The 22557-nt window shown below is 69.8% G+C and carries 17 protein-coding genes and 1 pseudogene; 9 read left to right on the forward strand and 9 right to left on the reverse strand.

The genetic code is table 11. From position 1 onward, the window contains the following. The first annotated feature begins 96 nt into the window (after nt 1-96). The 3 genes from JHN45_RS36950 to JHN45_RS36960 all read left to right on the forward strand — a co-directional run bounded on the left by JHN45_RS36950 (nt 97) and on the right by JHN45_RS36960 (nt 2791). Complete coding sequence (locus tag JHN45_RS36950) at nt 97-837, forward strand: hypothetical protein (RefSeq protein ID WP_374192775.1); 741 nt, start codon at nt 97-99, stop codon at nt 835-837. A 312-nt stretch (nt 838-1149) separates the two neighbouring features. Continuing rightward, nucleotides 1150-1842, forward strand: coding sequence for a ribosome hibernation-promoting factor, HPF/YfiA family (gene hpf / locus JHN45_RS36955; RefSeq protein WP_200713180.1), 693 nt, complete (start codon nt 1150-1152; stop codon nt 1840-1842). 205 nt (nt 1843-2047) lie between these two features. After that, nucleotides 2048-2791: a response regulator transcription factor gene (locus JHN45_RS36960; RefSeq protein ID WP_026178126.1), complete on the forward strand. Its 744-nt coding sequence runs from the start codon at nt 2048-2050 to the stop codon at nt 2789-2791. Nucleotides 2792-2794: 3 nt separating this feature from the next. On the opposite strand, the gene JHN45_RS36965 is transcribed toward JHN45_RS36960, so the two are convergent. Next, nucleotides 2795-3970, reverse strand: a complete 1176-nt coding sequence (locus JHN45_RS36965) for a winged helix-turn-helix domain-containing protein (protein ID WP_200713181.1) — start codon at nt 3968-3970, stop codon at nt 2795-2797. Nucleotides 3971-4028: 58 nt separating this feature from the next. Next, on the reverse strand, nt 4029-4598 hold the full coding sequence (locus tag JHN45_RS36970) for a GNAT family N-acetyltransferase (protein WP_200713182.1): 570 nt from the start codon (nt 4596-4598) through the stop codon (nt 4029-4031). 268 nt (nt 4599-4866) lie between these two features. Between JHN45_RS36970 and secA the strand changes: the two genes are divergently transcribed. Further along, nucleotides 4867-7680 carry a preprotein translocase subunit SecA gene (secA, locus tag JHN45_RS36975; protein WP_200713183.1) on the forward strand — a complete coding sequence of 938 codons (2814 nt, stop codon included), beginning with the start codon at nt 4867-4869 and terminating at the stop codon, nt 7678-7680. A gap of 211 nt (nt 7681-7891) precedes the next feature. Here the strand turns inward: secA and JHN45_RS36980 are convergent, their stop codons facing one another. Beyond that, nucleotides 7892-8713, reverse strand: a complete 822-nt coding sequence (locus JHN45_RS36980; RefSeq protein ID WP_200713184.1) for an Rv3235 family protein — start codon at nt 8711-8713, stop codon at nt 7892-7894. Nucleotides 8714-9034: 321 nt separating this feature from the next. Here JHN45_RS36980 and JHN45_RS36985 point away from each other — a divergent pair, with 321 nt between their 5' ends. Continuing rightward, nucleotides 9035-9550: a hypothetical protein gene (locus JHN45_RS36985; protein ID WP_200713185.1), complete on the forward strand. Its 516-nt coding sequence runs from the start codon at nt 9035-9037 to the stop codon at nt 9548-9550. Nucleotides 9551-9669: 119 nt separating this feature from the next. Continuing rightward, nucleotides 9670-10335: an HAD family hydrolase gene (locus JHN45_RS36990; protein ID WP_200713186.1), complete on the forward strand. Its 666-nt coding sequence runs from the start codon at nt 9670-9672 to the stop codon at nt 10333-10335. A 25-nt stretch (nt 10336-10360) separates the two neighbouring features. Here the strand turns inward: JHN45_RS36990 and JHN45_RS36995 are convergent, their stop codons facing one another. Beyond that, complete coding sequence (locus tag JHN45_RS36995) at nt 10361-10927, reverse strand: DJ-1/PfpI family protein (RefSeq protein ID WP_019056759.1); 567 nt, start codon at nt 10925-10927, stop codon at nt 10361-10363. Between the two features lie 602 nt (nt 10928-11529). Here JHN45_RS36995 and JHN45_RS37000 point away from each other — a divergent pair. Then, nucleotides 11530-16461 (forward strand): NAD-glutamate dehydrogenase, encoded by a 4932-nt coding sequence (locus JHN45_RS37000; RefSeq protein ID WP_200713187.1) that lies wholly within the window; start codon nt 11530-11532, stop codon nt 16459-16461. Between the two features lie 135 nt (nt 16462-16596). Beyond that, entirely contained in the window at nt 16597-17064 is a 468-nt protein-coding gene (locus JHN45_RS37005; protein ID WP_200713188.1) for a GtrA family protein, read from the forward strand. On the opposite strand, the gene JHN45_RS37010 is transcribed toward JHN45_RS37005, so the two are convergent. After that, nucleotides 17061-17918, reverse strand: coding sequence for an ABC transporter ATP-binding protein (locus JHN45_RS37010; RefSeq protein ID WP_200713189.1), 858 nt, complete (start codon nt 17916-17918; stop codon nt 17061-17063). The two genes, JHN45_RS37005 and JHN45_RS37010, sit on opposite strands and share 4 nt — an antisense overlap. Next, nucleotides 17911-18828, reverse strand: a complete 918-nt coding sequence (locus JHN45_RS37015; protein WP_200713190.1) for an ABC transporter permease — start codon at nt 18826-18828, stop codon at nt 17911-17913. Before JHN45_RS37015 ends, JHN45_RS37010 begins: the two co-directional genes overlap by 8 nt. A gap of 323 nt (nt 18829-19151) precedes the next feature. Between JHN45_RS37015 and JHN45_RS37020 the strand changes: the two genes are divergently transcribed. Next, complete coding sequence (locus tag JHN45_RS37020) at nt 19152-19778, forward strand: TetR/AcrR family transcriptional regulator (protein WP_200713191.1); 627 nt, start codon at nt 19152-19154, stop codon at nt 19776-19778. A gap of 67 nt (nt 19779-19845) precedes the next feature. On the opposite strand, the gene JHN45_RS37025 is transcribed toward JHN45_RS37020, so the two are convergent. From JHN45_RS37025 to JHN45_RS37035, 3 genes and pseudogenes are all read right to left on the reverse strand, one after another. Beyond that, complete coding sequence (locus JHN45_RS37025) at nt 19846-20793, reverse strand: ADP-ribosylglycohydrolase family protein (RefSeq protein WP_201053911.1); 948 nt, start codon at nt 20791-20793, stop codon at nt 19846-19848. Next, on the reverse strand, nt 20793-21773 hold the full coding sequence (galE, locus tag JHN45_RS37030; RefSeq protein WP_201053913.1) for a UDP-glucose 4-epimerase GalE: 981 nt from the start codon (nt 21771-21773) through the stop codon (nt 20793-20795). The genes JHN45_RS37025 and galE overlap by 1 nt, the downstream gene beginning before the upstream one ends. A 78-nt stretch (nt 21774-21851) precedes the next feature. Continuing rightward, nucleotides 21852-22557, reverse strand: a pseudogene (locus JHN45_RS37035) (hypothetical protein); the annotation flags it as partial.

Here is a 22557-nt window from a genome sequence, read left to right on the forward strand (position 1 = left end):
GGCCAAGAGGCTGTGACGGGGCAGGACGGGGGGTTGGCGGGGCCGAGTGGAGGCTCGGTGGGGTCGGACGGGGATTGGGTGCCGGGATTCGGCGAGCTGAGGGAGGAGGGCGATGAGAGCAGCGAGGGTGAGTGGGACGACTGGGACGACTGGGTCGAACGGGCGGCAGCGGGGGCGCGGCAGGCGCCCACGGGAGCACGACGGGCACCCGGAGGAGCGCGGCAGGCACCCGCGGGGCGACACGGGCAGGTCGTAGGCGGCGCGCCGTCCCGGAGCGGTGTCGCGGCGCCGGTGCTGCTGGTTCCCGTGCCCTCCGCGCGTGGGGTGGTGCGGGCTCGTGGGCATGATCCGGCGCGGCGGATCGCCCTCGCGGCGGCGGGGGAGTTGCGGCGGAGCGGGACGCCGGCCCGGGTGGTGGCCGTGCTGCGGCAGCGGCGGTGGGTGGCCGACCAGTCGGGGCTCAACTCCCGGCAGCGGCTGGACAATCTGGCCGGTGCCCTGGAGGTGGTCCCGGGAGGTGCCCGGTTGCTGGTCGGCGGTCGGGTCGTGCTCGTCGACGACCTGATGACGACGGGGGCCTCGTTGCGGGAGGCGGCGCGCGCCGTGCGTGAGGCGATCACCCGCGGTGGACCAGGAGGAGCAGTTGGAGCAACTGCGGCCGTGTACGCGGGTGTGTCCCGGGAAGGCAGAGGGGAACAGATGCAGGCAGCAAAGGAGAAGGGGAGTCACATGGCACTCAGTGCACCGGGAATCGTTGGTGTGAACGGCCCCGGTGACCTGATCTGCGCGGCTGTGATCGCGGCGTCGCCTGATTCCTTCGAAATAAACCGGAACTGACTGCAAACTTGCGTCGTTGCAGGTTATGACAGGGTCAATTCACCTGAACGGAGGTACGCCGCAGTAGAGGGTGACGACATCCGTCCGGGCGAGATATGTTCGGTTGTGAGAGAAAGGCGCAGGCCGCACCTCTCCTATCCGAATGCCGTGCTGCGGGTTTTCTGCAATCACCGCGGCCATGGGGTGGAGATCTTGCCCATGGGGGAGGAGGAGGTGGAAGTCACCGAGTCCGAGGTTCCGGGGTGACCGGAGCCTGGTGCAAAAGGGAGACGCTCCGCAGCGAAGCGGAGTGATCCGGGAACGGAGTTCTGCGTGGACATCGTCGTCAAGGGCCGCAAGACCGAGGTGCCCGAGCGGTTCCGCAAGCACGTGGCCGAGAAGCTGAAGCTGGAGAAGATCCAGAAGCTCGACGGCAAGGTGATCAGCCTCGACGTCGAGGTGTCCAAGGAGCCCAACCCCCGACAGGCCGACCGTTGCGACCGAGTGGAGATCACGCTCCGCTCCCGCGGTCCGGTGATCCGGGCGGAGGCATCGGCCAACGATCCGTACGCGGCGCTCGACCTCGCGGCGGAGAAGCTGGATGCCCGGCTGCGCAAGCAGCACGACAAGCGTCACACGCGCCGCGGTGCCCGTCGGCTCACGGCCGCCGAGGTCCCCGACCACGTCCCGGGCGCGGCGACGCTCAACGGCAACGGCCACGCCGTCCCCGACGAGCAGTCGGACGGTGTGCCCACCAAGAAGATCGGCTCGCTGGAAGTGAAGGGCGAAGGCCCCCTCATCGTCCGCGAGAAGACCCACGTCGCCTCTCCGATGTCCCTCGACCAGGCCCTCTACGAGATGGAACTGGTCGGACACGACTTCTACCTGTTCGTCGACTCCGAGACCAAGGAACCGAGTGTCGTCTACCGACGGCACGCCTACGACTACGGCGTCATCCACCTCAGCACGGACCCGATGGTCACCCAGGCGCAACCGCCCGCGGCGGGCGGCACGTTGGGCGGCTGACCCACCCGGCGGCAGTCGAGCCGGTGCCCCTGGAGCGCGTGTGCGCCCCCAGGGGCACCGGTGTGCGACCACTTCGCGCCCCGCTCCGTGACCGCACTGTCGTCCGGGCATGGAATCATGGCCGCACAGGGCCCAACCGGTGGGCCGCTGCCTTGGGTTGGCGATGGCGCAGGACCACAGGCCACAGCCTTCAGGGGGAGGAACGATGGCGGACAGCTTCGGACCGATGCATGTCGAGGATGCCGACGGCGTCGTCGCCATGGGCCCGGAAGCGGGCTCGACACGCAAGGAGCCGATCAGAGTCCTTGTCGTGGACGACCACGCCCTCTTCCGCCGAGGCCTGGAGATCGTGCTGGCGGCCGAGGAGGACATCCAGGTCGTCGGCGAGGCGGGTGACGGCGCCGAGGCCGTGGACAAGGCCGCCGACCTGCTGCCGGACATCGTGCTGATGGACGTACGGATGCCGAAGCGGGGCGGGATCGAGGCGTGCACCTCCATCAAGGAGGTGGCACCCAGCGCGAAGATCATCATGCTGACGATCAGCGACGAAGAAGCCGATCTCTACGACGCGATCAAGGCGGGCGCCACGGGATATCTCCTCAAGGAGATCTCGACCGACGAGGTGGCCACCGCCATTCGCGCCGTGGCCGACGGGCAGTCGCAGATCAGCCCCTCCATGGCGTCGAAGCTGCTCACCGAGTTCAAGTCGATGATCCAGCGCACCGACGAGCGCCGATTGGTGCCCGCGCCCCGGCTCACTGACCGTGAGCTGGAGGTTCTCAAACTCGTCGCCACCGGTATGAACAACCGAGATATCGCCAAGCAGTTGTTCATCTCCGAGAACACCGTGAAGAACCATGTACGCAACATCCTGGAGAAGCTGCAGCTGCACTCCAGGATGGAGGCCGTCGTCTACGCGATGCGGGAGAAGATCCTCGAAATCCGGTGACCCTCACGCCAGCAGGCGCAGGAGCTCTCCGGCGAGGGGCGCGCGCAGTTCGGGGGCGTCGACCCGCTCCACGCGTACGTCCGTGCAGTCCACCCAGCTCGCCGCCTCGACCAGGGCCTGCGCCACGGCCGGGACGGCCTTCGCGCCGTCCAGGGTGACCTGCTTGGCGACCAGGGTGCGGCCCTCCCGCGCCGGGTCCACGCGGCCGACCAACTGGCCGCCGGCGAGGACCGGCATCGCGAAGTAGCCGTGGATCCGCTTCGGTTTGGGGACGTAGGCCTCCAGGCGGTGGGTGAAGCCGAAGATCCGCTCCGTACGGGCCCGCTCCCAGATCAGGGAGTCGAACGGGGACAGGAGCGTGGTGCGATGCCGACCGCGCGGGGAGGTCTCCAGGGCCGCCGGGTCGGCCCAGGCCGGCTTGCCCCAGCCCTCCACCGTGACCGGGACCAGGCCCGAGTCGGCGATCACCGCGTCGACCTGCTCACCCTTGAGGCGGTGGTAGTCGGCGATGTCCGCGCGCGTGCCGACCCCCAGGGACTGGCCCGCCAGCCGGACCAGACGGCGGAGGCACTCCGTGTCATCCAGCTCGTCGTGCAGCAGCTGATCAGGGATCGCCCGCTCGGCGAGGTCGTACACCCGCTTCCAGCCGCGGCGCTCCACGCACACCACCTCGCCGTACATGAGCGCGCGCTCCACGGCGACCTTGGCGCCGGACCAGTCCCACCACTCGCTGGTGCGCTTGGCGCCGCCCAACTCGGTGGAGGTGAGGGGGCCTTCGGCCCTGAGCTGCTTGATCACCTGGTCGTAGGTGCCGTCCGGGAGGTCGTGGTTCCAGTGCGGGCGGCCGCGGTACGCACGACGGCGGAAGGCGAAGTGGGGCCACTCCTCGACGGGGAGGATGCAGGCCGCGTGGGACCAGTACTCGAAGGCGTGCGTCTGGGTCCAGTACGCGTCCTCGACCGTCCTGCGGGGGACGGCGCCGAGCCGGGCGTACGGGATGAGTTCGTGGGAGCGGGCGAGGACCGAGATGGTGTCGAGCTGGACCGCGCCGAGATGGCGGAGCACACCGCGCACGCCCGCGCGGCGGTCGGGGGCGCCGAGGAAACCCTGTGCGCGCAGGGCGATGCGGCGGGCGTCGGCTGCCGACAGGTCGGTCGTGGGGCGCGGGGCACTCGTCATGTCTCCGCACGATAGAGGGTGCCACTGACAACGCGCGCTGACCTGTGGATTCGCCCCGCTACGGCTGCGCGGGCAGGTACGGGGCGGTCGAGGGCAGGCCCAGGTCCGACGGGAGCAGGGAGGCGACCCAGCAGTCCCGTCGTACGCCCTTGTTGTTGATCGCGGAGCGGAGCGTGCCCTCGATGGTGAAACCGGCGTGCTCGGCGACCGCGCGGGAGCCTTTGTTGCCGACCTCCGCGCGCCATTCCACGCGGTCGATCGACAGCCGGGTGAAGGCCCAGCGGGAGACGGCGACGGTGGCCTCGGTGATGTAGCCGTTGCCGCGGTACTCCTTGGTGGCCCAGAAGCCGACCTCGCCGACGCCCAGGGAGCGCATCGTGATGCCGAGCATGCCGACGAGCTCCCCTTCGGGGAGAAAGACGCCGAAGGTGAACATCGAACAGTTCGCCCAGCCCTCGGGGACCAGCTGCTCGGTGAAACTCCGCGCGTGTTCCGGGAGGTAGGGCGAGGGGATCGTCGTCCAGCGCTGGATCTCGGGGTCCTGGGCCGCGGAATACACGACATCGGTGTCCTGCGGGCCGACGCTGCGCAGGAGGAGGCGGTCGGTCGTGAGCGTGACGGGTTCCATCGGCCGATTCTGCTCGGGAGCGCACGAGGACGCCATGCTTTTGCGCTGTGTGAGCGGGTGATCACATTTCGCGCAATTCCTCGGAACGGCGCGGCACCATCGGCGACTCCCGGCCGTTGTCCCCTTTGAAGCGTTTTTGAAGTAGTGGACGGTCGGCGTCACCGGCAGGCTCCCGGCGTGGCGGGGTCCTCGCATACGATGGCCGTTGCTCAGCCATGTCATTGGAAACCGACCGTCCCAGGCCCGACCGGCAAGGAGACCAACCCCCGTGTCCGTCCTCTCGAAGATCATGCGTGCAGGCGAAGGCAAGATCCTGCGCAAACTGCACCGCATCGCGGACCAGGTCAACTCCATCGAAGAGGACTTCGTCGACCTCTCCGACGCCGAGCTGAAGGCCCTCACCGAGGAGTACAAGCAGCGCTACATCGATGGTGAGACCCTGGACGACCTGCTGCCCGAGGCGTTCGCCACCGTACGCGAGGCCGCCAAGCGCGTCCTCGGCCAGCGGCACTACGACGTGCAGATGATGGGCGGCGCCGCCCTGCACCTCGGCTACGTCGCCGAGATGAAGACCGGCGAGGGCAAGACCCTGGTCGGCACCCTGCCCGCGTATCTGAACGCCCTCTCCGGAGACGGCGTCCACATCATCACGGTCAACGACTACCTGGCCGAGCGCGACTCCGAGATGATGGGCCGCATCCACAAGTTCCTGGGCCTCGAGGTCGGCTGCATCCTCGCCAACATGACGCCGACCCAGCGTCGCGAGCAGTACGCGTGCGACATCACCTACGGCACGAACAACGAGTTCGGCTTCGACTACCTGCGCGACAACATGGCGTGGTCGCAGGACGAACTGGTGCAGCGCGGCCACAACTTCGCGATCGTCGACGAGGTCGACTCCATCCTCATCGACGAGGCCCGTACGCCGCTGATCATCTCCGGCCCGGCCGACCAGGCCACCAAGTGGTACGGCGACTTCGCCAAGCTGGTCACCCGCCTGAAGAAGGGCGAGGCAGGCAACTCCCTCAAGGGCCTGGAGGAGACGGGTGACTACGACGTCGACGAGAAGAAGCGCACGGTAGCCATCCACGAGGGCGGTGTCAGCAAGGTCGAGGACTGGCTGGGCATCGACAACCTCTACGAGTCGGTGAACACCCCGCTCGTGGGCTACCTGAACAACGCCATCAAGGCCAAGGAACTCTTCAAGAAGGACAAGGACTACGTCGTCATCGACGGCGAGGTCATGATCGTCGACGAGCACACCGGCCGTATCCTCGCCGGCCGCCGCTACAACGAGGGCATGCACCAGGCGATCGAGGCGAAGGAAGGGGTGGACATCAAGGACGAGAACCAGACGCTCGCCACGATCACCCTGCAGAACTTCTTCCGCCTCTACAGCAACCTCTCGGGCATGACCGGTACGGCGATGACCGAGGCCGCCGAGTTCCACCAGATCTACAAGCTCGGCGTCGTCCCGATCCCGACGAACCGGCCCATGGTCCGCAAGGACCAGTCGGACCTGATCTACCGCACCGAGGTCGCGAAGTTCGAGGCGGTCGTCGACGACATCGCCGAGAAGCACGAGAAGGGCCAGCCGATCCTCGTCGGTACGACGTCGGTCGAGAAGTCCGAGTACCTCTCGCAGCAGCTCGCCAAGCGCGGTATCCAGCACGAGGTGCTGAACGCGAAGCAGCACGACCGTGAGGCGCCGATCATCGCCCAGGCCGGCCGCAAGGGTGCTGTGACCGTCGCCACCAACATGGCCGGCCGCGGTACGGACATCAAGCTCGGCGGCAACCCCGACGACCTCGCCGAGGCCGAACTGCGCCAGCAGGGCCTCGACCCCGAGGAGCACATCGAGGAGTGGGCGCAGGCCCTGCCCGCCGCCCTGGAGCGGGCCGAGCAGGCGGTCAAGGACGAGTTCGAGGAGGTCAAGGACCTCGGCGGCCTCTACGTCCTCGGTACCGAGCGGCACGAGTCGCGTCGTATCGACAACCAGCTGCGCGGTCGCTCCGGCCGTCAGGGCGACCCGGGCGAGTCCCGCTTCTACCTCTCCCTCGGCGACGACCTGATGCGGCTGTTCAAGGCCCAGATGGTCGAGCGCGTGATGTCGATGGCGAACGTCCCGGACGACGTGCCGATCGAGAACAAGATGGTCACGCGTGCGATCGCGTCCGCCCAGTCGCAGGTCGAGCAGCAGAACTTCGAGACCCGCAAGAACGTCCTCAAGTACGACGAGGTCCTCAACCGTCAGCGTGAGGTCATCTACGGCGAGCGCCGCCGCGTCCTGGAGGGCGAGGATCTGCAGGAGCAGGTCGTGCACTTCATGGACGACACGATCGACGCGTACATCACCGCGGAGACCGCCGAGGGCTTCCCGGAGGACTGGGACCTCGACCGGCTGTGGGGCGCGTTCAAGCAGCTCTACCCGGTGAAGGTCACCGTGGAGGAGCTGGAGGAGGCGGCCGGGGACCGGGCCGGTCTGACCGCCGAGTTCATCTCCGAGTCCATCAAGGACGACATCCACGAGCAGTACGAGGGGCGCGAGGAGCAGCTCGGCTCCGAGATCATGCGTGAGCTGGAGCGCCGGGTCGTGCTGTCGGTGCTGGACCGCAAGTGGCGCGAGCACCTCTACGAGATGGACTACCTCCAGGAGGGCATCGGCCTGCGCGCGATGGCCCAGAAGGACCCGCTGGTCGAGTACCAGCGCGAGGGCTTCGACATGTTCACCGCCATGATGGACGGCATCAAGGAGGAGTCCGCCGGCTATCTGTTCAACCTGGAGGTCCAGGTCGAGCAGCAGGTCGAGGAAGTCCCCGTGGAGGACGACAAGCCGTCGCTCGACAAGGAGGACACGGTGCCCGCGCAGGCGAGCGCCCGTCCCGAGATCCGCGCCAAGGGGCTCGACGCACCCCAGCGGCCGGACCGGCTGCACTTCTCCGCGCCCAGCGTGGACGGCGAGGGCGGCGTCGTCGAGGGCGACTTCACCAGCGACGACGAGCCGGTGCGCTCCGAGGCGGACGGCCTCACGCGCGCGGAGCGCCGCAAGCAGGGGCGCCGGAGCAGCCGTCGCAAGAAGTGACGGTCGCCGCGTGCGTGCGGGCGGCGAGGCGTGACAGGCGCCCCTGAATGAGGGGCTGATCCTGTCGGGCCGCTCCCCGTGGAGAGACCTCGAAGGGCCGGGCATCGTGAAGGTGCCCGGCCCTTCGGCGTACGGGCGTGAGTGCGTTGCGCGCGGGCCGCGGCGAACGTACCCCCGCCCCGTCAACCGCCGTCGGCCGCGCGAGTGCCGGTCAGTCGTCGTCCGGGGTGTGCGGGGCGCGCGGACCTCCCAGTTCCACCGCCGTGCAGCGCCAGCGGAGGTCGGCGCCGCGCTCCAACCGGAAGGCCATGGCCCGCAGTTGGTCGCCCGCGCCGATGCGGGCGAAGGCCTCCACGGCGCCGGGGCGGGCGACGTAGTAGCCGATGTCGCGGACCACCGGGCGGGCGCCCCGGGTGGCACGCAGGGGGCCGTGTTCGGCGAGCCGGACCAGTTCGTCGTAGGCGCGGCCGGCGGTGTGCCGGAGCATCCAGTGGACGGGCCGCTGGCCGCTCAGCACGGCGAGGAGGCGGTCGGCGAAGACGTCGGTGGGGCGGGGCTGTGGGACACGGCCGGGCGCGGCCTGGGCGGGCACGGTGCGGGGTTCGGCGCGGTCTGCGGCTCGGCCTGCCACGGGAGTCGACGGCGCAGGGGCGGGGGCCGCGGACGTTGTGCCCCGGCCCGGGGCCGCAGTGGGTGTTGTGTGAAGTGCGGCCCGGCCCGTCGTGGCCGCGGCCGGCGTACGGGTGCCGCGGCCCGGGGCGGCCGGTGGGCGGCCGTCCACCGGGGCCGTGCGGCCCGCGCCCCTGCCCGCCGTGGTGGAGCGGGTCGTGGTCTCGGCCGACCCGGCTCCTGGCGCCGTGAGAAGCGCGCCCCCGACGCCCTCCGACGTGCCCGACAGGGCTTCGCCGGTCGTCGTACGAGACGTACCCCCGCCCTGGCCGCGCGGCGCCGCCGTACCCGGGCGGCGCGGGTCGCGGCGGGTCGGGGGGCGGGTCGGGGTGTGCTGGGCGGTCCTGGTCATGACCTTGTGCATGGGGGTCCCCGTGTGGTCGGCCCGGAATGTACCGGGAAGTAACTTGCTGGTTGGGGATCTTGTACGGGGCCGCGGACGGGGGTGGCAAGGAGGGACAAGGGCGCGTCGGAGGGGCCGGATTGTTCACTTATCCGAGTGATTGACGGGCCCCTGAGCCCATCGGCGCAGGGGTGTCCCGGGTGAATTTCCGGCGCGGGGTGGACGCCTCCAGTGGTGCGGGTGGGGACTCGATGGGGGACACGCGCACGTATCCTGAAGGCTCTCCCGGAGGCACGGCACCGTCCTTCGCGAGGCACTCTCCGACTACGAAAGCGGCCAGCCATGCGCGTCTACGTCCCCCTGACCCTCCCCGGTCTCGCCGAGGCGTACAAGACGGGTGAGCTGGGGACGGGACCCTTCGTCGCGTACGCCGTCACGCCCGCGCTGCGTGAGTGGTACCTCTCCGACGACATCGAGGAGTTGGAGTACGCCGCGCTGAACCGGGCCGCACTGGCCTCGCTGCGGCTGCTGGCGGCCGACGCCGACGCACCGCGACGGCGGGTCGTGGTCGCCGTCGACGTGCCCGACGGCGCGGCGCACGCCGACCCCGACCGCGGACTCGAACCGGCGGCGCTCGGCGAGGTGCGGGTCACCGGAACCGTGGCGCTGGCCAGGGCGGCGGCCGTGCACGTGGATCTGGGCGACGCGGAGAACGACGTGAGTGCCGCCGCCGACGCGCTCCCGGCGGCGGATCGCGGGGACGACGACGCGCAGTTCGTCGTGGACGGGGCCGAGGACCACGAGCTGCTCTGGTACGCGACGCAGGAGATCCCGAACCTCGTCGGGTCGGCCGACTGAGTCCGTCCGGAGTCCGTCCGGAGTCCGTCCGGAGTCCGTCCGGCGGCGGTCAGTCGGCCGGATATGGTCGTTGACCTGCTGTTCTCTTGATTGTCAGTGGCGGCGGGTACGTTTTTGGCATGGGGATGCAAGCAAACGCGCACATCGTCTGGGACTGGAACGGCACGCTGTTCCACGACAATGACGCGATCATCGGGGCGACCAACGCGGCGTTCGCCGAGCTCGGGCTCGAGGCGATCACGATGGAGGAGTACCGGACGCTGTACTGCGTGCCGGTGCCGAAGTTCTACGAGCGGCTGCTCGGGCGGCTGCCCACCGACGCCGAGTGGGAGGTCATGGACGACACCTTCCACCGGTACTACGCCGAGCACCGGGTCGTCTGCGGGCTGACCGAGGGCGCGGCGGACCTGCTCGCGGGGTGGCGGACGGCGGGGCGCAGCCAGTCGATCCTCAGCATGTACGGCCATGACGAACTGGTCCCGCTGGTGCGGGAGTTCGGGATAGAACCGCACTTCATACGGGTCGACGGGCGCACCGGGCCCTCCGGCGGCAGCAAGGCCGAGCACATGGTGCGGCATCTCGGGGCGCTGGCCGACGTGGACCCCGCGCGCACCGTGGTGATAGGCGACGCGGCCGACGACGCCGTGGCCGCCCTGCACGTGGGCGCGCGGGCTGTGCTGTACACCGGCGGTTCGCACAGCCGGGCCAGCCTCGAAGTGGTCGGCGTACCCGTGGTGGACTCGCTGGCCGAGGCGGTCGCGGAGGCGGAGCGGCTGGCGGCGTAAGGGGGCCTGAGCGGCCCCCCGGGGATCACGTCACCGGCGCCTTCGCCCGCAGCACCGTGAGGAACTCCCGCATCCAGCTGGAGTGATCCGGCCACGCCCGGGCGGAGACCAGCGTGCCGTCGACGACGGTCTCGGCGTCCTGGAAGGTTGCGCCGGCGGACTGCATGTCGAGTTCGAGCGCCGGGTAGGCCGTGACGCGCCGGCCGCGCAGGCCGTCGATCGCGGCGGTGAGCAGGGGGCCGTGGCAGATCTGGGCCACGGGCTTGTCCGTGTCGAAGAAGGACTTGAGGATCTTGCGGAGTTCGGGATCGTTGCGGAGGTACTCGGGGGCCCGGCCGCCGGGGATGACGAGAGCCGCGTACTGGCCGGGATCGACCTCGGAGAAGGCGAGATCGGCGGGCCAGGTGTAACCGGGCTTCTCGGTGTACGTGTCGAAGCCGGGTTCGAAGTCGTGGACGACGAACTGGAGCTTCTTGCGCTCGGGGGCCGCGATATGGACCTCGTAGCCCTCCTCGCGCAGGCGCTGGTAGGGGTAGAGGACTTCCAGCGACTCCGCTGCGTCGCCGGTGACGATGAGGATCTTCGCTGTCATGTCGGTGCGCTCCTCTGTTGCCATGGGATGCATCCGCGTCGGACGTCGTGAGGCAACGTCCCGCGCGCCGCAGCGCTTGCCAAGGGCCCTCACCGCGCGGACCTTCGTCACCGTCCCGACTGCCCGTGAATACGACGATTTCACTCTCTACGCCCCTGTGCATAACGTCAAAGTTCCACCCTCTGATTTGTACACATCCGGCTCGTGACGAGCCCCCGGTGAGGAGCGATAGCCTTGTGGCGTGATCAGCGCGATATTTCGCGGGGGCATCGTCGCCCCTGCTCCGCGCCCGGCGACCACGGACGACATCCGTGACCGGGCGGCGGTCGCTGGTCCCAGGGCCTGTCCCACAGGTCCGCGCGGGCGGGACGGAGCTCCAAGGGCTCCCAGGACGCCGTGCACACCCCGGGTACCGACGCGGCAGAGAGCAGCGTCACACCCTTCGGGCGTGCCGAAAATGGCTGATAACCCACCGCTCATCTCACCTTGCGGCATAGCGTCGGAGCAGACCGGACACCCCGGGCCGTGGCGTCGAGCCGCAGGGGAAGACACCGAACTTCCTTCTACGTCACGCAACGGCGCGCGACAGGAGCCAGAGGACAATGCAGACCAAGCTGGACGAAGCCAAGGCCGAGCTGCTCGAACGGGCTGCCCGGGTAGCTGAGAACAGCCCGGTCGGGGGGCACCTACCGACCGGGAAGACGGACGAGAGCACCCCGGACCGGGACACCGTGCTCGCGTTCCTCCAGCGCTACTACCTGCACACCGCCCCGGAGGACCTCGCCGACCGCGACCCGGTCGACGTCTTCGGCGCCGCCTACTCCCACTACCGGCTGGCCGAGACCCGTCCCCAGGGCACGGCCAACGTTCGGGTCCACACCCCGACGGTCGAGGAGAACGGCTGGACGTGCAGCCACACCGTCGTCGAGGTCGTCACCGACGACATGCCCTTCCTCGTCGACTCCGTGACCAACGAACTGACCCGCCAGGGCCGCGGCATCCACGTCGTGATCCACCCGCAGGTCGTCGTCCGCCGCGACCTCACCGGCAAGCTCATCGAGGTGCTCACCACCCCGCCCACCGGCGAGCTGCCGCACGACGCGCACACCGAGTCCTGGATCCACGTCCAGATCGACCGCGAGACCGACCGCGCCGACCTGAAGCAGATCACCGCCGATCTGCTGCGCGTCCTGTCCGACGTCCGCGAGGCCGTCGAGGACTGGGAGAAGATGCGCGACCTGGCGCTGCGGATGGCCGATGAGCTGCCCGCCGAGCCGACCGCCTCCGACCTGCCCTCCAGCGAGGTCGGCGAGGCCCGTGAGCTGCTGCGCTGGCTGGCCGCCGACCACTTCACCTTCCTCGGCTACCGCGAGTACCAACTCCGCGAGGACGACTCCCTCGCCGCGGTCCCCGGCACCGGCCTCGGCATCCTGCGCTCCGACCCGCAGCACGCGGGCGAGGACCACCACCCGGTGAGCCCGTCCTTCGAGCGGCTCCCGGCCGACGCCCGCGCCAAGGCCCGCGAGCACAAGCTCCTCGTCCTCACGAAGGCCAACAGTCGCTCCACGGTGCACCGGCCGTCGTACCTCGACTACGTGGGCGTGAAGAAGTTCGACGAGAACGGCGAGGTCGTCGGCGAGCGCCGCTTCCTGGGCCTGTTCTCCTCCGCCGCCTACACCGAGTCCGTCCGCCGGGTCCCGGTGATCCGGCGCACGGTCGACGAGGTGCTGGAGGGCGCCGGCTTCTCGCCCAACAGCCACGACGGGCGCGACCTGCTGCAGATCCTGGAGACGTACCCGCGCGACGAGCTGTTCCAGACCCCGGTCGACGAACTCCGCTCGATCGTCACCTCCGTGCTCTACCTCCAGGAACGCCGCCGGCTGCGCCTCTACCTGCGCCAGGACGAGTACGGCCGCTACTACTCGGCCCTCGTCTACCTCCCGCGTGACCGCTACACCACGGGCGTACGCCTCCGAATCATCGACATCCTCAAAGAAGAACTCGACGGCACCAGCGTCGACTTCACCGCGTGGAACACCGAGTCGATCCTCTCCCGGCTGCACTTCGTGGTCCGCGTCCCGCAGGGCACCGAGCTGCCCGAGCTGTCCGACGCCGACAAGGACCGCATCGAGGCCCGCCTCGTGGAGGCCGCCCGCTCCTGGGCCGACGGCTTCGGCGAGGCGCTGAACGCCGAGTGCGGCGAGGAGCGCGCCGCCGAACTCCTGCGCAGCTACGGCAACGCCTTCCCCGAGGGCTACAAGGCCGACCACACCCCGCGCGCCGCCGTGGCCGACCTGGTCCACCTGGAACAGCTCACCGAGGAGCAGGCCTTCGCGCTCAGCCTCTACGAGCCGGTGGGCGCCGCCCCCGACGAGCGCCGCTTCAAGATCTACCGCAAGGGCGCCTCGGTCTCCCTCTCGGCCGTGCTGCCGGTCCTCAGCCGCCTCGGCGTCGAGGTCGTCGACGAGCGGCCGTACGAACTGCGCTGCACGGACCGTACGACGGCGTGGATCTACGACTTCGGGCTGCGGATGCCCAAGTCGCCGAACGGCAACGGGGACTACCTCGGTGACGACGGCCGCGAGCGGTTCCAGGAGGCGTTCGCCGCCACCTGGACCGGGCAGGCGGAGAACGACGGCTTCAACGCGCTGGTGCTGAGTGCCGGCATCGACTGGCGGCAGGCGATGGTCCTGCGGGCGTACGCGAAGTACCTGCGGCAGGCCGGTTCGACCTTCAGCCAGGACTACATGGAGGACACCCTCCGCAACAACGTCCACACCACCCGGCTGCTCGTCTCCCTGTTCGAGGCGCGGATGTCGCCGGACCGGCAGCGCGCCGGGCGCGAGATCGTCGACGCCCTCCTCGAAGAGGTCGACGCGGCCCTCGACCAGGTGGCCAGCCTCGACGAGGACCGCATCCTGCGGTCCTTCCTGACCGTCATCAAGGCGACCCTGCGCACGAACTTCTTCCAGGAAGCGCTCGGCGGGCACGCGCACGCGTACGTCTCGATGAAGTTCGACCCGCAGGCCATCCCGGACCTGCCCGCGCCGCGGCCGGCGTACGAGATCTGGGTGTACTCGCCGCGCGTCGAAGGCGTGCACCTGCGCTTCGGCAAGGTCGCGCGCGGCGGGCTGCGCTGGTCGGACCGGCGCGAGGACTTCCGCACCGAGATCCTCGGGCTTGTCAAGGCGCAGATGGTGAAGAACACCGTCATCGTGCCGGTCGGCGCCAAGGGCGGCTTCGTCGCCAAGCAGCTCCCGGACCCGAGCGTGGACCGGGACGCGTGGCTGGCCGAGGGCATCGCCAGCTACAAGATGTTCATCTCGGCCCTGCTCGACATCACCGACAACCTGGTGGCCGGCGAGGTCGTCCCCCCGGCGGACGTCGTCCGGCACGACGAGGACGACACCTACCTGGTGGTCGCCGCCGACAAGGGCACCGCGACCTTCTCGGACATCGCCAACGGAGTCGCCGAGAGCTACAACTTCTGGCTGGGCGACGCCTTCGCCTCCGGCGGCAGCGCCGGCTACGACCACAAGAAGATGGGCATCACCGCGCGCGGCGCCTGGGAGTCCGTCAAGCGGCACTTCCGGGAGCTGGGCGTCGACACGCAGACCGAGGACTTCACGGTCGTCGGCGTCGGCGACATGTCCGGTGACGTGTTCGGCAACGGCATGCTGCTCAGCGAGCACATCCGCCTGGTCGCCGCCTTCGACCACCGGCACATCTTCCTCGACCCGACCCCGGACGCGGCCGTCTCGTACGCCGAGCGGCGCCGCATGTTCGAGCTGCCGCGCTCCAGTTGGGCCGACTACAACACCGAGCTGCTGTCGGCCGGCGGCGGGGTCTTCCCCCGTACGGCCAAGGCGATCCCGGTCAACGCCCATGTCCGCGAGGCCCTCGGCATCGAGGACAAGGTCGCCAAGATGACCCCGGCCGACCTGATGAAGGCGATCCTCAAGTCGCAGGTCGACCTGCTGTGGAACGGCGGCATCGGGACGTACGTCAAGGCCAGCACGGAGTCCCACGCGGACGTCGGCGACAAGGCCAACGACGCGATCCGCGTCGACGGCGCCGACCTGCGCGTCAAGGTCGTCGGCGAGGGCGGCAACCTGGGCCTGACCCAGCTCGGCCGGATCGAGTTCGCCCAGCAGGGCGGCAAGATCAACACGGACGCGATCGACAACAGCGCGGGCGTGGACACCTCCGACCACGAGGTGAACATCAAGATCCTGCTCAACGGCCTGGTCACCGACGGCGACATGACCGTCAAGCAGCGCAACAAGATCCTCGCCGAGATGACCGACGAGGTCGGCGCGCTCGTCCTGCGCAACAACTACGCGCAGAACACCGCGATCGCCAACGCGCTCGCCCAGTCCAAGGACATGCTCCACGCCCAGCAGCGCTTCATGCGCACCCTGGTCCGCGAGGGCCACCTCGACCGGGCCCTGGAGTTCCTGCCCACCGACCGCCAGATCCGCGAACGCCTCGCCCAGGGACAGGGGCTGACCAGTCCCGAGACGGCCGTCCTGCTGGCGTACACGAAGATCACGGTCGCCGACGAGCTGTTGCACACCACGCTGCCCGACGACCCCTACCTGCGCACCCTGCTGCACGCCTACTTCCCGACCGCGCTGCGCGAGAAGTTCGCCGAGCAGATCGACACCCACGCGCTGCACCGCGAGATCGTCACCACGGTCCTCGTCAACGACACGGTCAACACCGGCGGTACGAGCTTCCTGCACCGCCTCCGCGAGGAGACCGGGGCCTCGCTGGAGGAGATCGTCCGGGCGCAGACCGCGGCCCGCGCGATCTTCCACGCGGCCGAGGTGTGGGACGGTGTCGAGGCCCTCGACAACACCGTCGAGGCGCCCGTCCAGACCCGCATCCGGCTGCACTCGCGCCGCCTGTGCGAGCGCGGCACCCGCTGGCTGCTCAACAACCGGCCGCAGCCGCTCCAACTCGCCGAGACCGTCGAGTTCTTCGGCGAGCGCGTCGAGCAGGTGTGGTCCCAGCTGCCCAAGTTGCTGCGCGGCGCGGACCTGGAGTGGTACCAGCAGATCTACGACGAGCTGACCGGCGCCGGCGTCCCCGCCGAACTCGCCACCCGCGTGGCCGGCTTCTCCTCCGCCTTCCCGGCGCTCGACATCGTCTCGGTGGCCGACCGCACGGGCAAGGACCCGATGGACGTCGCCGAGGTCTACTACGACCTCGCCGACCGCCTCCACATCACCCAACTCATGGACCGCATCATCGAGTTGCCCCGCGCGGACCGCTGGCAGTCCATGGCCCGCGCCTCCATCCGCGAGGACCTGTACGCGGCCCACGCGGCTCTGACCGCCGACATCCTCTCGGCGGGCAACGGCACCTCGACCCCCGAACAGCGCTTCACCGCGTGGGAGCAGAAGAACACCGCGATCCTCGGCCGCGCCCGCACCACCCTGGACGAGATCCAGGGCTCGGAGATGTTCGACCTCGCCAACCTGTCGGTGGCGATGCGCACCATGCGCACCCTGCTGCGGACGCATTCGTAGTACGTACGACCGTGCCGTCGTAGTCCCTACGACGGCACAGGCGCCCCGGGCCCCAATGGCTCGGGGCGCCTTTTCATGGGGTGCCTTAGGGGTACTCAGGGGGAGCGCTTACTCAGCCGCGCTAAGCCTGGTGGTGTGACTCTCAACCTCATCGAGGAACGCGCGACCGCCGCCCCCGTACGGCCGGTGCGCAAGGTCGTCCTGGAAGTCGTGAAATTCGGGATCGTCGGCGGCAGCGGCGTCCTCGTCAACTTCGCGGTCTTCAACGCCCTGCTGCACGGCCTGCGCTGGCCCGCGATGCTCGCGACGGTGCTGGCCAGCTGCGTGGCCATGGGCGCCAACTACCTCGGCTTCCGCTACTACACCTACCGCGACCGCGACGCCCCGGGCGCCCGCCGCATCGCCCTGTTCTTCGCCTTCAGCGGCATCGGCGTCCTCCTGGAGAGCGGGCTCTTCTACGTCGGCTACCACGGACTGGGCCTCCACGGTCCGCTCGGGGCGAATGCCGTGAAGGCCCTGTCGATCGTGCTCGCGTCCGCGTTCCGCTTCCTGGTCTACCGCACGTGGGTGTTCCAGGACGAGGACGTCCAGAAGGATCTCTAGGCGGCCTTGTCCGCCGGGGCCTTGGGCTTGTCGGCGCCGCCCGTGAAGTTCTCGTACGCCTCCAGGACCTCCTCAGTCGGCCCGTCCATCCGCAGCTCACCGCGCTCCAGCCACAGCACGCGGTCGCAGGTGTCGCGGATCGACTTGTTGTTGTGGCTGACCAGGAAGACCGTGCCCGCGTGCTGCCGCAGCTCGCGGATCCGCTCCTCGGAACGCCGCTGGAACGACCGGTCACCGGTGGCCAGCGCCTCGTCGATGAGGAGGACGTCGTGGTCCTTGGCGGCGGCGATGGAGAACCGCAGCCGGGCGCCCATGCCGGAGGAGTACGTCCGCATGGGGAGGGTGATGAAGTCGCCCTTCTCGTTGATCCCGGAGAAGTCGACGATGCCCTGGTAGCGCTCCTTGACCTGCTCCCGGGACATGCCCATGGCCAGGCCGCCGAGGTAGACGTTGCGCTCGCCGGTCAGGTCGCCCATCAGCGCCGCGTTGACGCCGAGGAGGGAGGGCTGACCGTGGGTGTAGATACGGCCGTTCTCGACCGGGAGCAGGCCGGCGACCGCCTTGAGCAGGGTCGACTTGCCGGAACCGTTCGTACCGATGAGCCCGATCGCCTCGCCCTTGTAGGCGACGAACGACACCTTCTTGACCGCGTGCACCGTGCGCACGCCCGCCGCCTTCTCGGCCTTCTCGCGGCGCAGCATGCGGTTGAGGGCGGCGGTCGCGGAGCCGCGTCCGGCGCCGGTTCCGTTGACCCGGTAGATGATGTCGACGCCGTCGCAGACGACGGTGGGGATGGTGCTGTCGGCGGCCACGGGGGTCCGCTCGGTGGTGTACTCGATGGTCTGCTCAGCCACGGCCGTACGTCTCCTCAGCCTTCCAGAAGTAGATGAAGCCGCCGACGCCGGCCAGCAGCGCCCAGCCCGTCGCCGCCGCCCACACGTGCGGGGGGAGCTGGCTGGAGTGGAAGCTGTCGATCAGCGCGTACCGCATGAGGTCGATGTAGACGGCCGCCGGGTTGGTCTCCAGGGCGATCACCACGATGTGCGGCAGGTCGTCGGCCTTGGTCAGCTTGTCGATGCTCCACATGACACCGGACAGGTACATCCAGGTGCGCAGGATGAACGGCATCAGCTGGGCGATGTCCGGAGTCTTCGCGCCCATCCGCGCCATGACCATCGAGACGCCCGCGTTGAACGTGAACTGCAGGAACAGCGCGGGGATCACCAGCAGCCAGGAGACGCTGATCGGCACGCCGAAGCAGATCAGGATGACGATGAGCGCGGCCATCGAGAACAGCAGCTGCTGGAGCTGCTGCAGCGCGAACGAGATCGGCAGCGCGGCCCGCGGGAAGTGCAGCGCCCGGACCAGGCCGAGGTTGCCGGAGATCGCGCGGGTGCCCGCCATGATCGAGCTCTGCGTGAACGTCCAGATGAACACGCCCGTCACCAGGAACGGGATGTAGTCCGGCACATGCTTCTTGGTGCCCAGCAGCACACCGAAGATGAAGTAGTACACCGCCGCGTTCAACAGCGGCGTCATCACCTGCCAGACCTGGCCCAGCTTGGCCTGGCTGTACTGCGCGGTCAGCTTGGCGGTGGCGAACGCGGTGATGAAGTGGCGTCGCTCCCACAACTGCCGGACGTACTCGGGCAGGGAGGGGCGGGCGCCACTGACCGTGAGGCCGTGGCGGGCGGCGAGCGCCGCGAGGTCGTCTTCGTCGGCCGGGGCCGGCGAATGGGGCGGTGTGTGGAGGACCTGGCTCACATCCGCTGCTTTCGCTCGGGGGGAGGGGGTGCGCGCGTCCGGCTGCCGTGTTCCGTGGCCCGGCGTTTCCTTACGCTTCTCTTTACGTTCTCTTACGTCGGGACGGGACCGTATCGTCGCAACGTGAGCGTAGGCGGATTCGGCGTCGGAACGCAACCGTTTCGTCGTGACGGATGTGATCGGGCCGTTAGGTTCGCTGGGTTTGCGTCGGGACGGGCATGTTGCGTCGGTACGTGCCGGACGGGACGAGTCCGTTTCGTCGCGACGCGCCCCACCCGCGTCGGAACGCAACCGTTTCGTCGCAACGCCCCTATGCTTGGGCTATGACGACGAACGCCGACGAGCCCAAGACACGTCAGCGCCGCCGAACCCCCGCCGGGGCGGCCGTACTCCGCGAGGATGTGACCGAAGCCATTCGGGCGGCGGTCTTCGAGGAGTTGGCGGCGGTCGGGTATGCCCGGATGTCGATCGAGGGGATCGCGCGTCGCGCGGGGGTGGGCAAGACGGCGGTGTACCGCCGCTGGCGTTCGAAGCTGCACCTGGTGCTCGACGTCGTGTCGGCGATCGCGGTGATGGGGCTGCCGACGCCGGACACCGGTTCCCTGGAGGGCGACCTCCGGATGCTGTACGAGGTCACGTCACGCGCCCTGCGCCACCCCGTCGCCTCGCAGATCATCCCGGACCTGCAGGCCGAGGCGGCCCGGAATCCGGAGATCGCCGAGGCGATGCAGAAGGCGTTGCGCGAGGGCCAGGAGGGCGTGGCCAGCAAGATTCTCGCGGCGGCGGAACACCGTGGTGAGATCCGCCCCGGCATGGACGAGGATCTGGCGCTGGACCTGATCTCCGGCCCCCTGTACTGGCGTGCCGTGGTGATCCGCAGCCCGAAGCTGCCGAAGGGATACCTGGCCGCGCTCGCCCGGGCCACCACGGAGGGGCTGAAGGCGCTGTAGGGCGCCGCCGCACCCCCCACCGCACCGCCCCTGGCATACCGCCCGGGCGAGTCTGCGAGTCCGCGACTCACCCTCCCCGTCGGTCCAACCGCCCTGCCAGTCCCCGGAGTTCGTCCGCCCGCAGCACCCGCCCGCCGAACCCCGGCAACGGCACGTGCAGGGCCTCGCTCCACCGCTCGGGGATCGCGGCGCTCCCGTACACCGCCCCGGCGAGCCCGCCCGTCACGGCGGCGACGGTGTCCGTGTCGCCGCCGAGGTCGATCGCGGCGCGCAGGGCGTCCTCGTACGAGGAAGTCGTCCGCAGGGCCCAGACGGCGGAGCCGAGGCAGGGCCAGACGGCGCCGTTGAACTCCGTCGCACGGTCGGGGTGCCAGTCGGCGGAGAGGACGACGGCGTACCGCTCCCGGTGGCCGGGGTGGACGTGTCCGAGGGTCTCCTCGACGGCGTCGAGCGGGTCGCCGCCCGCCAGCGCGACGCGCACCAACTCGTGGAAGACGGCGGTGCCTTCCCAGGCCGCGCGGTCCCCGTGGGTGAGCGCGGAGATACGGCGGGCGGCGTCCATCGTGGCGTCACGGCCCTCGCGCGCGAAGTACACCGACGAGGGCGCGGCGCGCATCAACGCGCCGTTCCCGGCGCCCCGTTGGCTGGTCTGGAAGTGCAGGGCGGCGGCCAGGTCCCAGGGGTCGCCGCTGCTCAGCACGGCCTCGGTCTGCAGGCCGATGTCCTTCGGGTCGGCGGCTGCCCACACCCGGAACCGCCGGAACATGTCCGGGAGTTGGAGCCCGTCGCACTCCAGCAGCGACTCCGCGACGAGTACGGCCATCTGCGTGTCGTCGGTGGCCTCGCCCGGGTCCCAGCCACCGCCCCCGCACATCTCACCGCCGTGACCGGGCACCGGGAAGCGGGCGGAGAAGGCACCCTCCGGACCGAACTCGAAGGGCGCGCCCAGCGCGTCGCCGACGGCGGAGCCGAGGACGGCGCCCACGGCGCGTTCCGTCCTGGAGCGAGCGTCCATCAGGCCCGCGCGGCCCCCGGATGCAGCCGCACCCACCCCTCCCACGCCGACGCGATCATGTCCTGGACGTCGTGCTTGGCCTTCCAGCCCAGTTCGGTGGTGATGCGGTCGGCGGAGGCGACGACGCGGGCCGGGTCGCCGGGGCGGCGGGGATGGACGGTCGGGGGACGGTCGTAACCGGTGATCGCGTTGATGCGGTCGATCATCTCGCGGACCGAAACGCCTTCCCCGCTGCCGATGTTGAGGGTCAGGGCGCGGCCGGGGGAGGCCTGGAGGGCGCGGGCCGCGGCGACATGGGCCTCTGCCAGGTCGACGACGTGGATGTAGTCGCGGACGCAGGTGCCGTCCGGGGTGGCGTAGTCGTCGCCGAAGATGCGCGGGGGCAGGTCCTCGGTGAGCTTCTCGAAGACCATGGGGACGAGGTTGAAGACACCGACGTCGGCGAGTTCGGGGGCGGCGGCCCCGGCGACGTTGAAGTAGCGCAGGGAGGCCGTGGACAGGCCGGTCGCGCGGCCCGTGGCGCGGACCAGCCACTCACCCGCCAGCTTCGTCTCGCCGTACGGGGACATGGGCACGCACGGCGTCTCCTCGGTGACCAGCTCCACGTCCGGCATGCCGTAGACGGCCGCCGAGGACGAGAACACGAAGGACGGGACGCCGGCCGTGGTCACCGCCTCCAGGAGGACGCGCAGTCCCTCGACGTTCTCCCGGTAGTAGCGCAGCGGCTGGTCGACCGACTCGCCGATCTGTTTCTTGGCCGCCAGGTGGACGACTCCGGTGACGTCCTGGTCGGCGAGGGTGCGGGCCACGAGCTCCGCGTCCAGCGTCGAACCCAGCACCACGGGCACACCGTCGGGCACGCGCGCGGCGATGCCGGTGGACAGGTCGTCGTAGACGACCACCTGTTCGCCCGCCTCGGTCATCGCCCTCACGACGTGCGCCCCGATGTAGCCGGCTCCGCCGGTGATCAGCCAGGTCATGTGCGGCAGTCCCCTCCGTCACTGGATGTCACTCGATCCGTGGAGGCGCGTCCCTCACGCTCCCCGGGCCCAAGTCAATCAGGCGCCGGAGTGTGCCGCGGTCAACTGCTGGGACTCCCCGTGCGGACCGGAGGGCCGCACGCGCGCGTGCGGTGTCGCCGGAACCGGCCTCGACGACCGCCACAGCCGGACGAAGGAGAGGACGGCCGCGGCACCCAGCAGACCGTTGCGCGCGACCATCAGGGCGCAGCCCGTCCACGTGCTGCGGATGACGTCGCCGTACAGGCCGGGGAACTCGACGGCGCTGATCACGGTCGCCGCCACGATCAGCGCGGCCACCGGGCGCTGCGCGGTGTGCCGGGAGGTCAGACAGACGGCGGCCAGGCCGAGCAGCCAGATCATGTACTGGGGGCTGATCACCCGGCTGGTCACGGTGAACAGCAGGACGGCGCTCAGCGCGGCGTCGTAGGGGGTCGCGTCGGTCCAGCGGCGGGCCCGGATCCGCCACAGCAGCAGGAAGGCGAAGGCGACCGCCGTGAGCGCGAGGGAGACGTCGGCGACGGCGGCGACGTGCGGTCCGGTGAACTCCATCGCGCCGTACTGGTAGCGCGCCCGGCCCGGCCAGCCGAGGTGGGTCGCCAGCCCGAGGGCCGTGCCGCCCAGTGACTCGATCTGTACGCCTCTGCCGCCCTGTTGGCGCAAGAAGGCAAGAGGATTGTTGAACAAGGCTACGAGCATCATGAGCGACAAGGCCCCCGCCCCCACCGCCCACGACCACACCGAC

It is taken from the genome of Streptomyces sp. MBT53, assembly GCF_016654115.1.
Lineage (GTDB): Bacteria > Actinomycetota > Actinomycetes > Streptomycetales > Streptomycetaceae > Streptomyces.

Excerpts from the sequence above, each read along its gene's own strand:
- JHN45_RS36960 (WP_026178126.1), top strand. The coding sequence starts at position 2,048 with ATGGCGGACAGCTTCGGACCGATGCATGTCGAGGATGCCGACGGCGTC.
- JHN45_RS36965 (WP_200713181.1), bottom strand. The coding sequence starts at position 3,970 with ATGACGAGTGCCCCGCGCCCCACGACCGACCTGTCGGCAGCCGACGCC.
- JHN45_RS36970 (WP_200713182.1), bottom strand. The coding sequence starts at position 4,598 with ATGGAACCCGTCACGCTCACGACCGACCGCCTCCTCCTGCGCAGCGTC.
- JHN45_RS36980 (WP_200713184.1), bottom strand. The coding sequence starts at position 8,713 with ATGCACAAGGTCATGACCAGGACCGCCCAGCACACCCCGACCCGCCCC.
- JHN45_RS36985 (WP_200713185.1), top strand. The coding sequence starts at position 9,035 with ATGCGCGTCTACGTCCCCCTGACCCTCCCCGGTCTCGCCGAGGCGTAC.
- JHN45_RS36990 (WP_200713186.1), top strand. The coding sequence starts at position 9,670 with ATGGGGATGCAAGCAAACGCGCACATCGTCTGGGACTGGAACGGCACG.
- JHN45_RS36995 (WP_019056759.1), bottom strand. The coding sequence starts at position 10,927 with ATGACAGCGAAGATCCTCATCGTCACCGGCGACGCAGCGGAGTCGCTG.
- JHN45_RS37000 (WP_200713187.1), top strand. The coding sequence starts at position 11,530 with ATGCAGACCAAGCTGGACGAAGCCAAGGCCGAGCTGCTCGAACGGGCT.
- JHN45_RS37020 (WP_200713191.1), top strand. The coding sequence starts at position 19,152 with ATGACGACGAACGCCGACGAGCCCAAGACACGTCAGCGCCGCCGAACC.
- JHN45_RS37025 (WP_201053911.1), bottom strand. The coding sequence starts at position 20,793 with ATGGACGCTCGCTCCAGGACGGAACGCGCCGTGGGCGCCGTCCTCGGC.
- galE (WP_201053913.1), bottom strand. The coding sequence starts at position 21,773 with ATGACCTGGCTGATCACCGGCGGAGCCGGCTACATCGGGGCGCACGTC.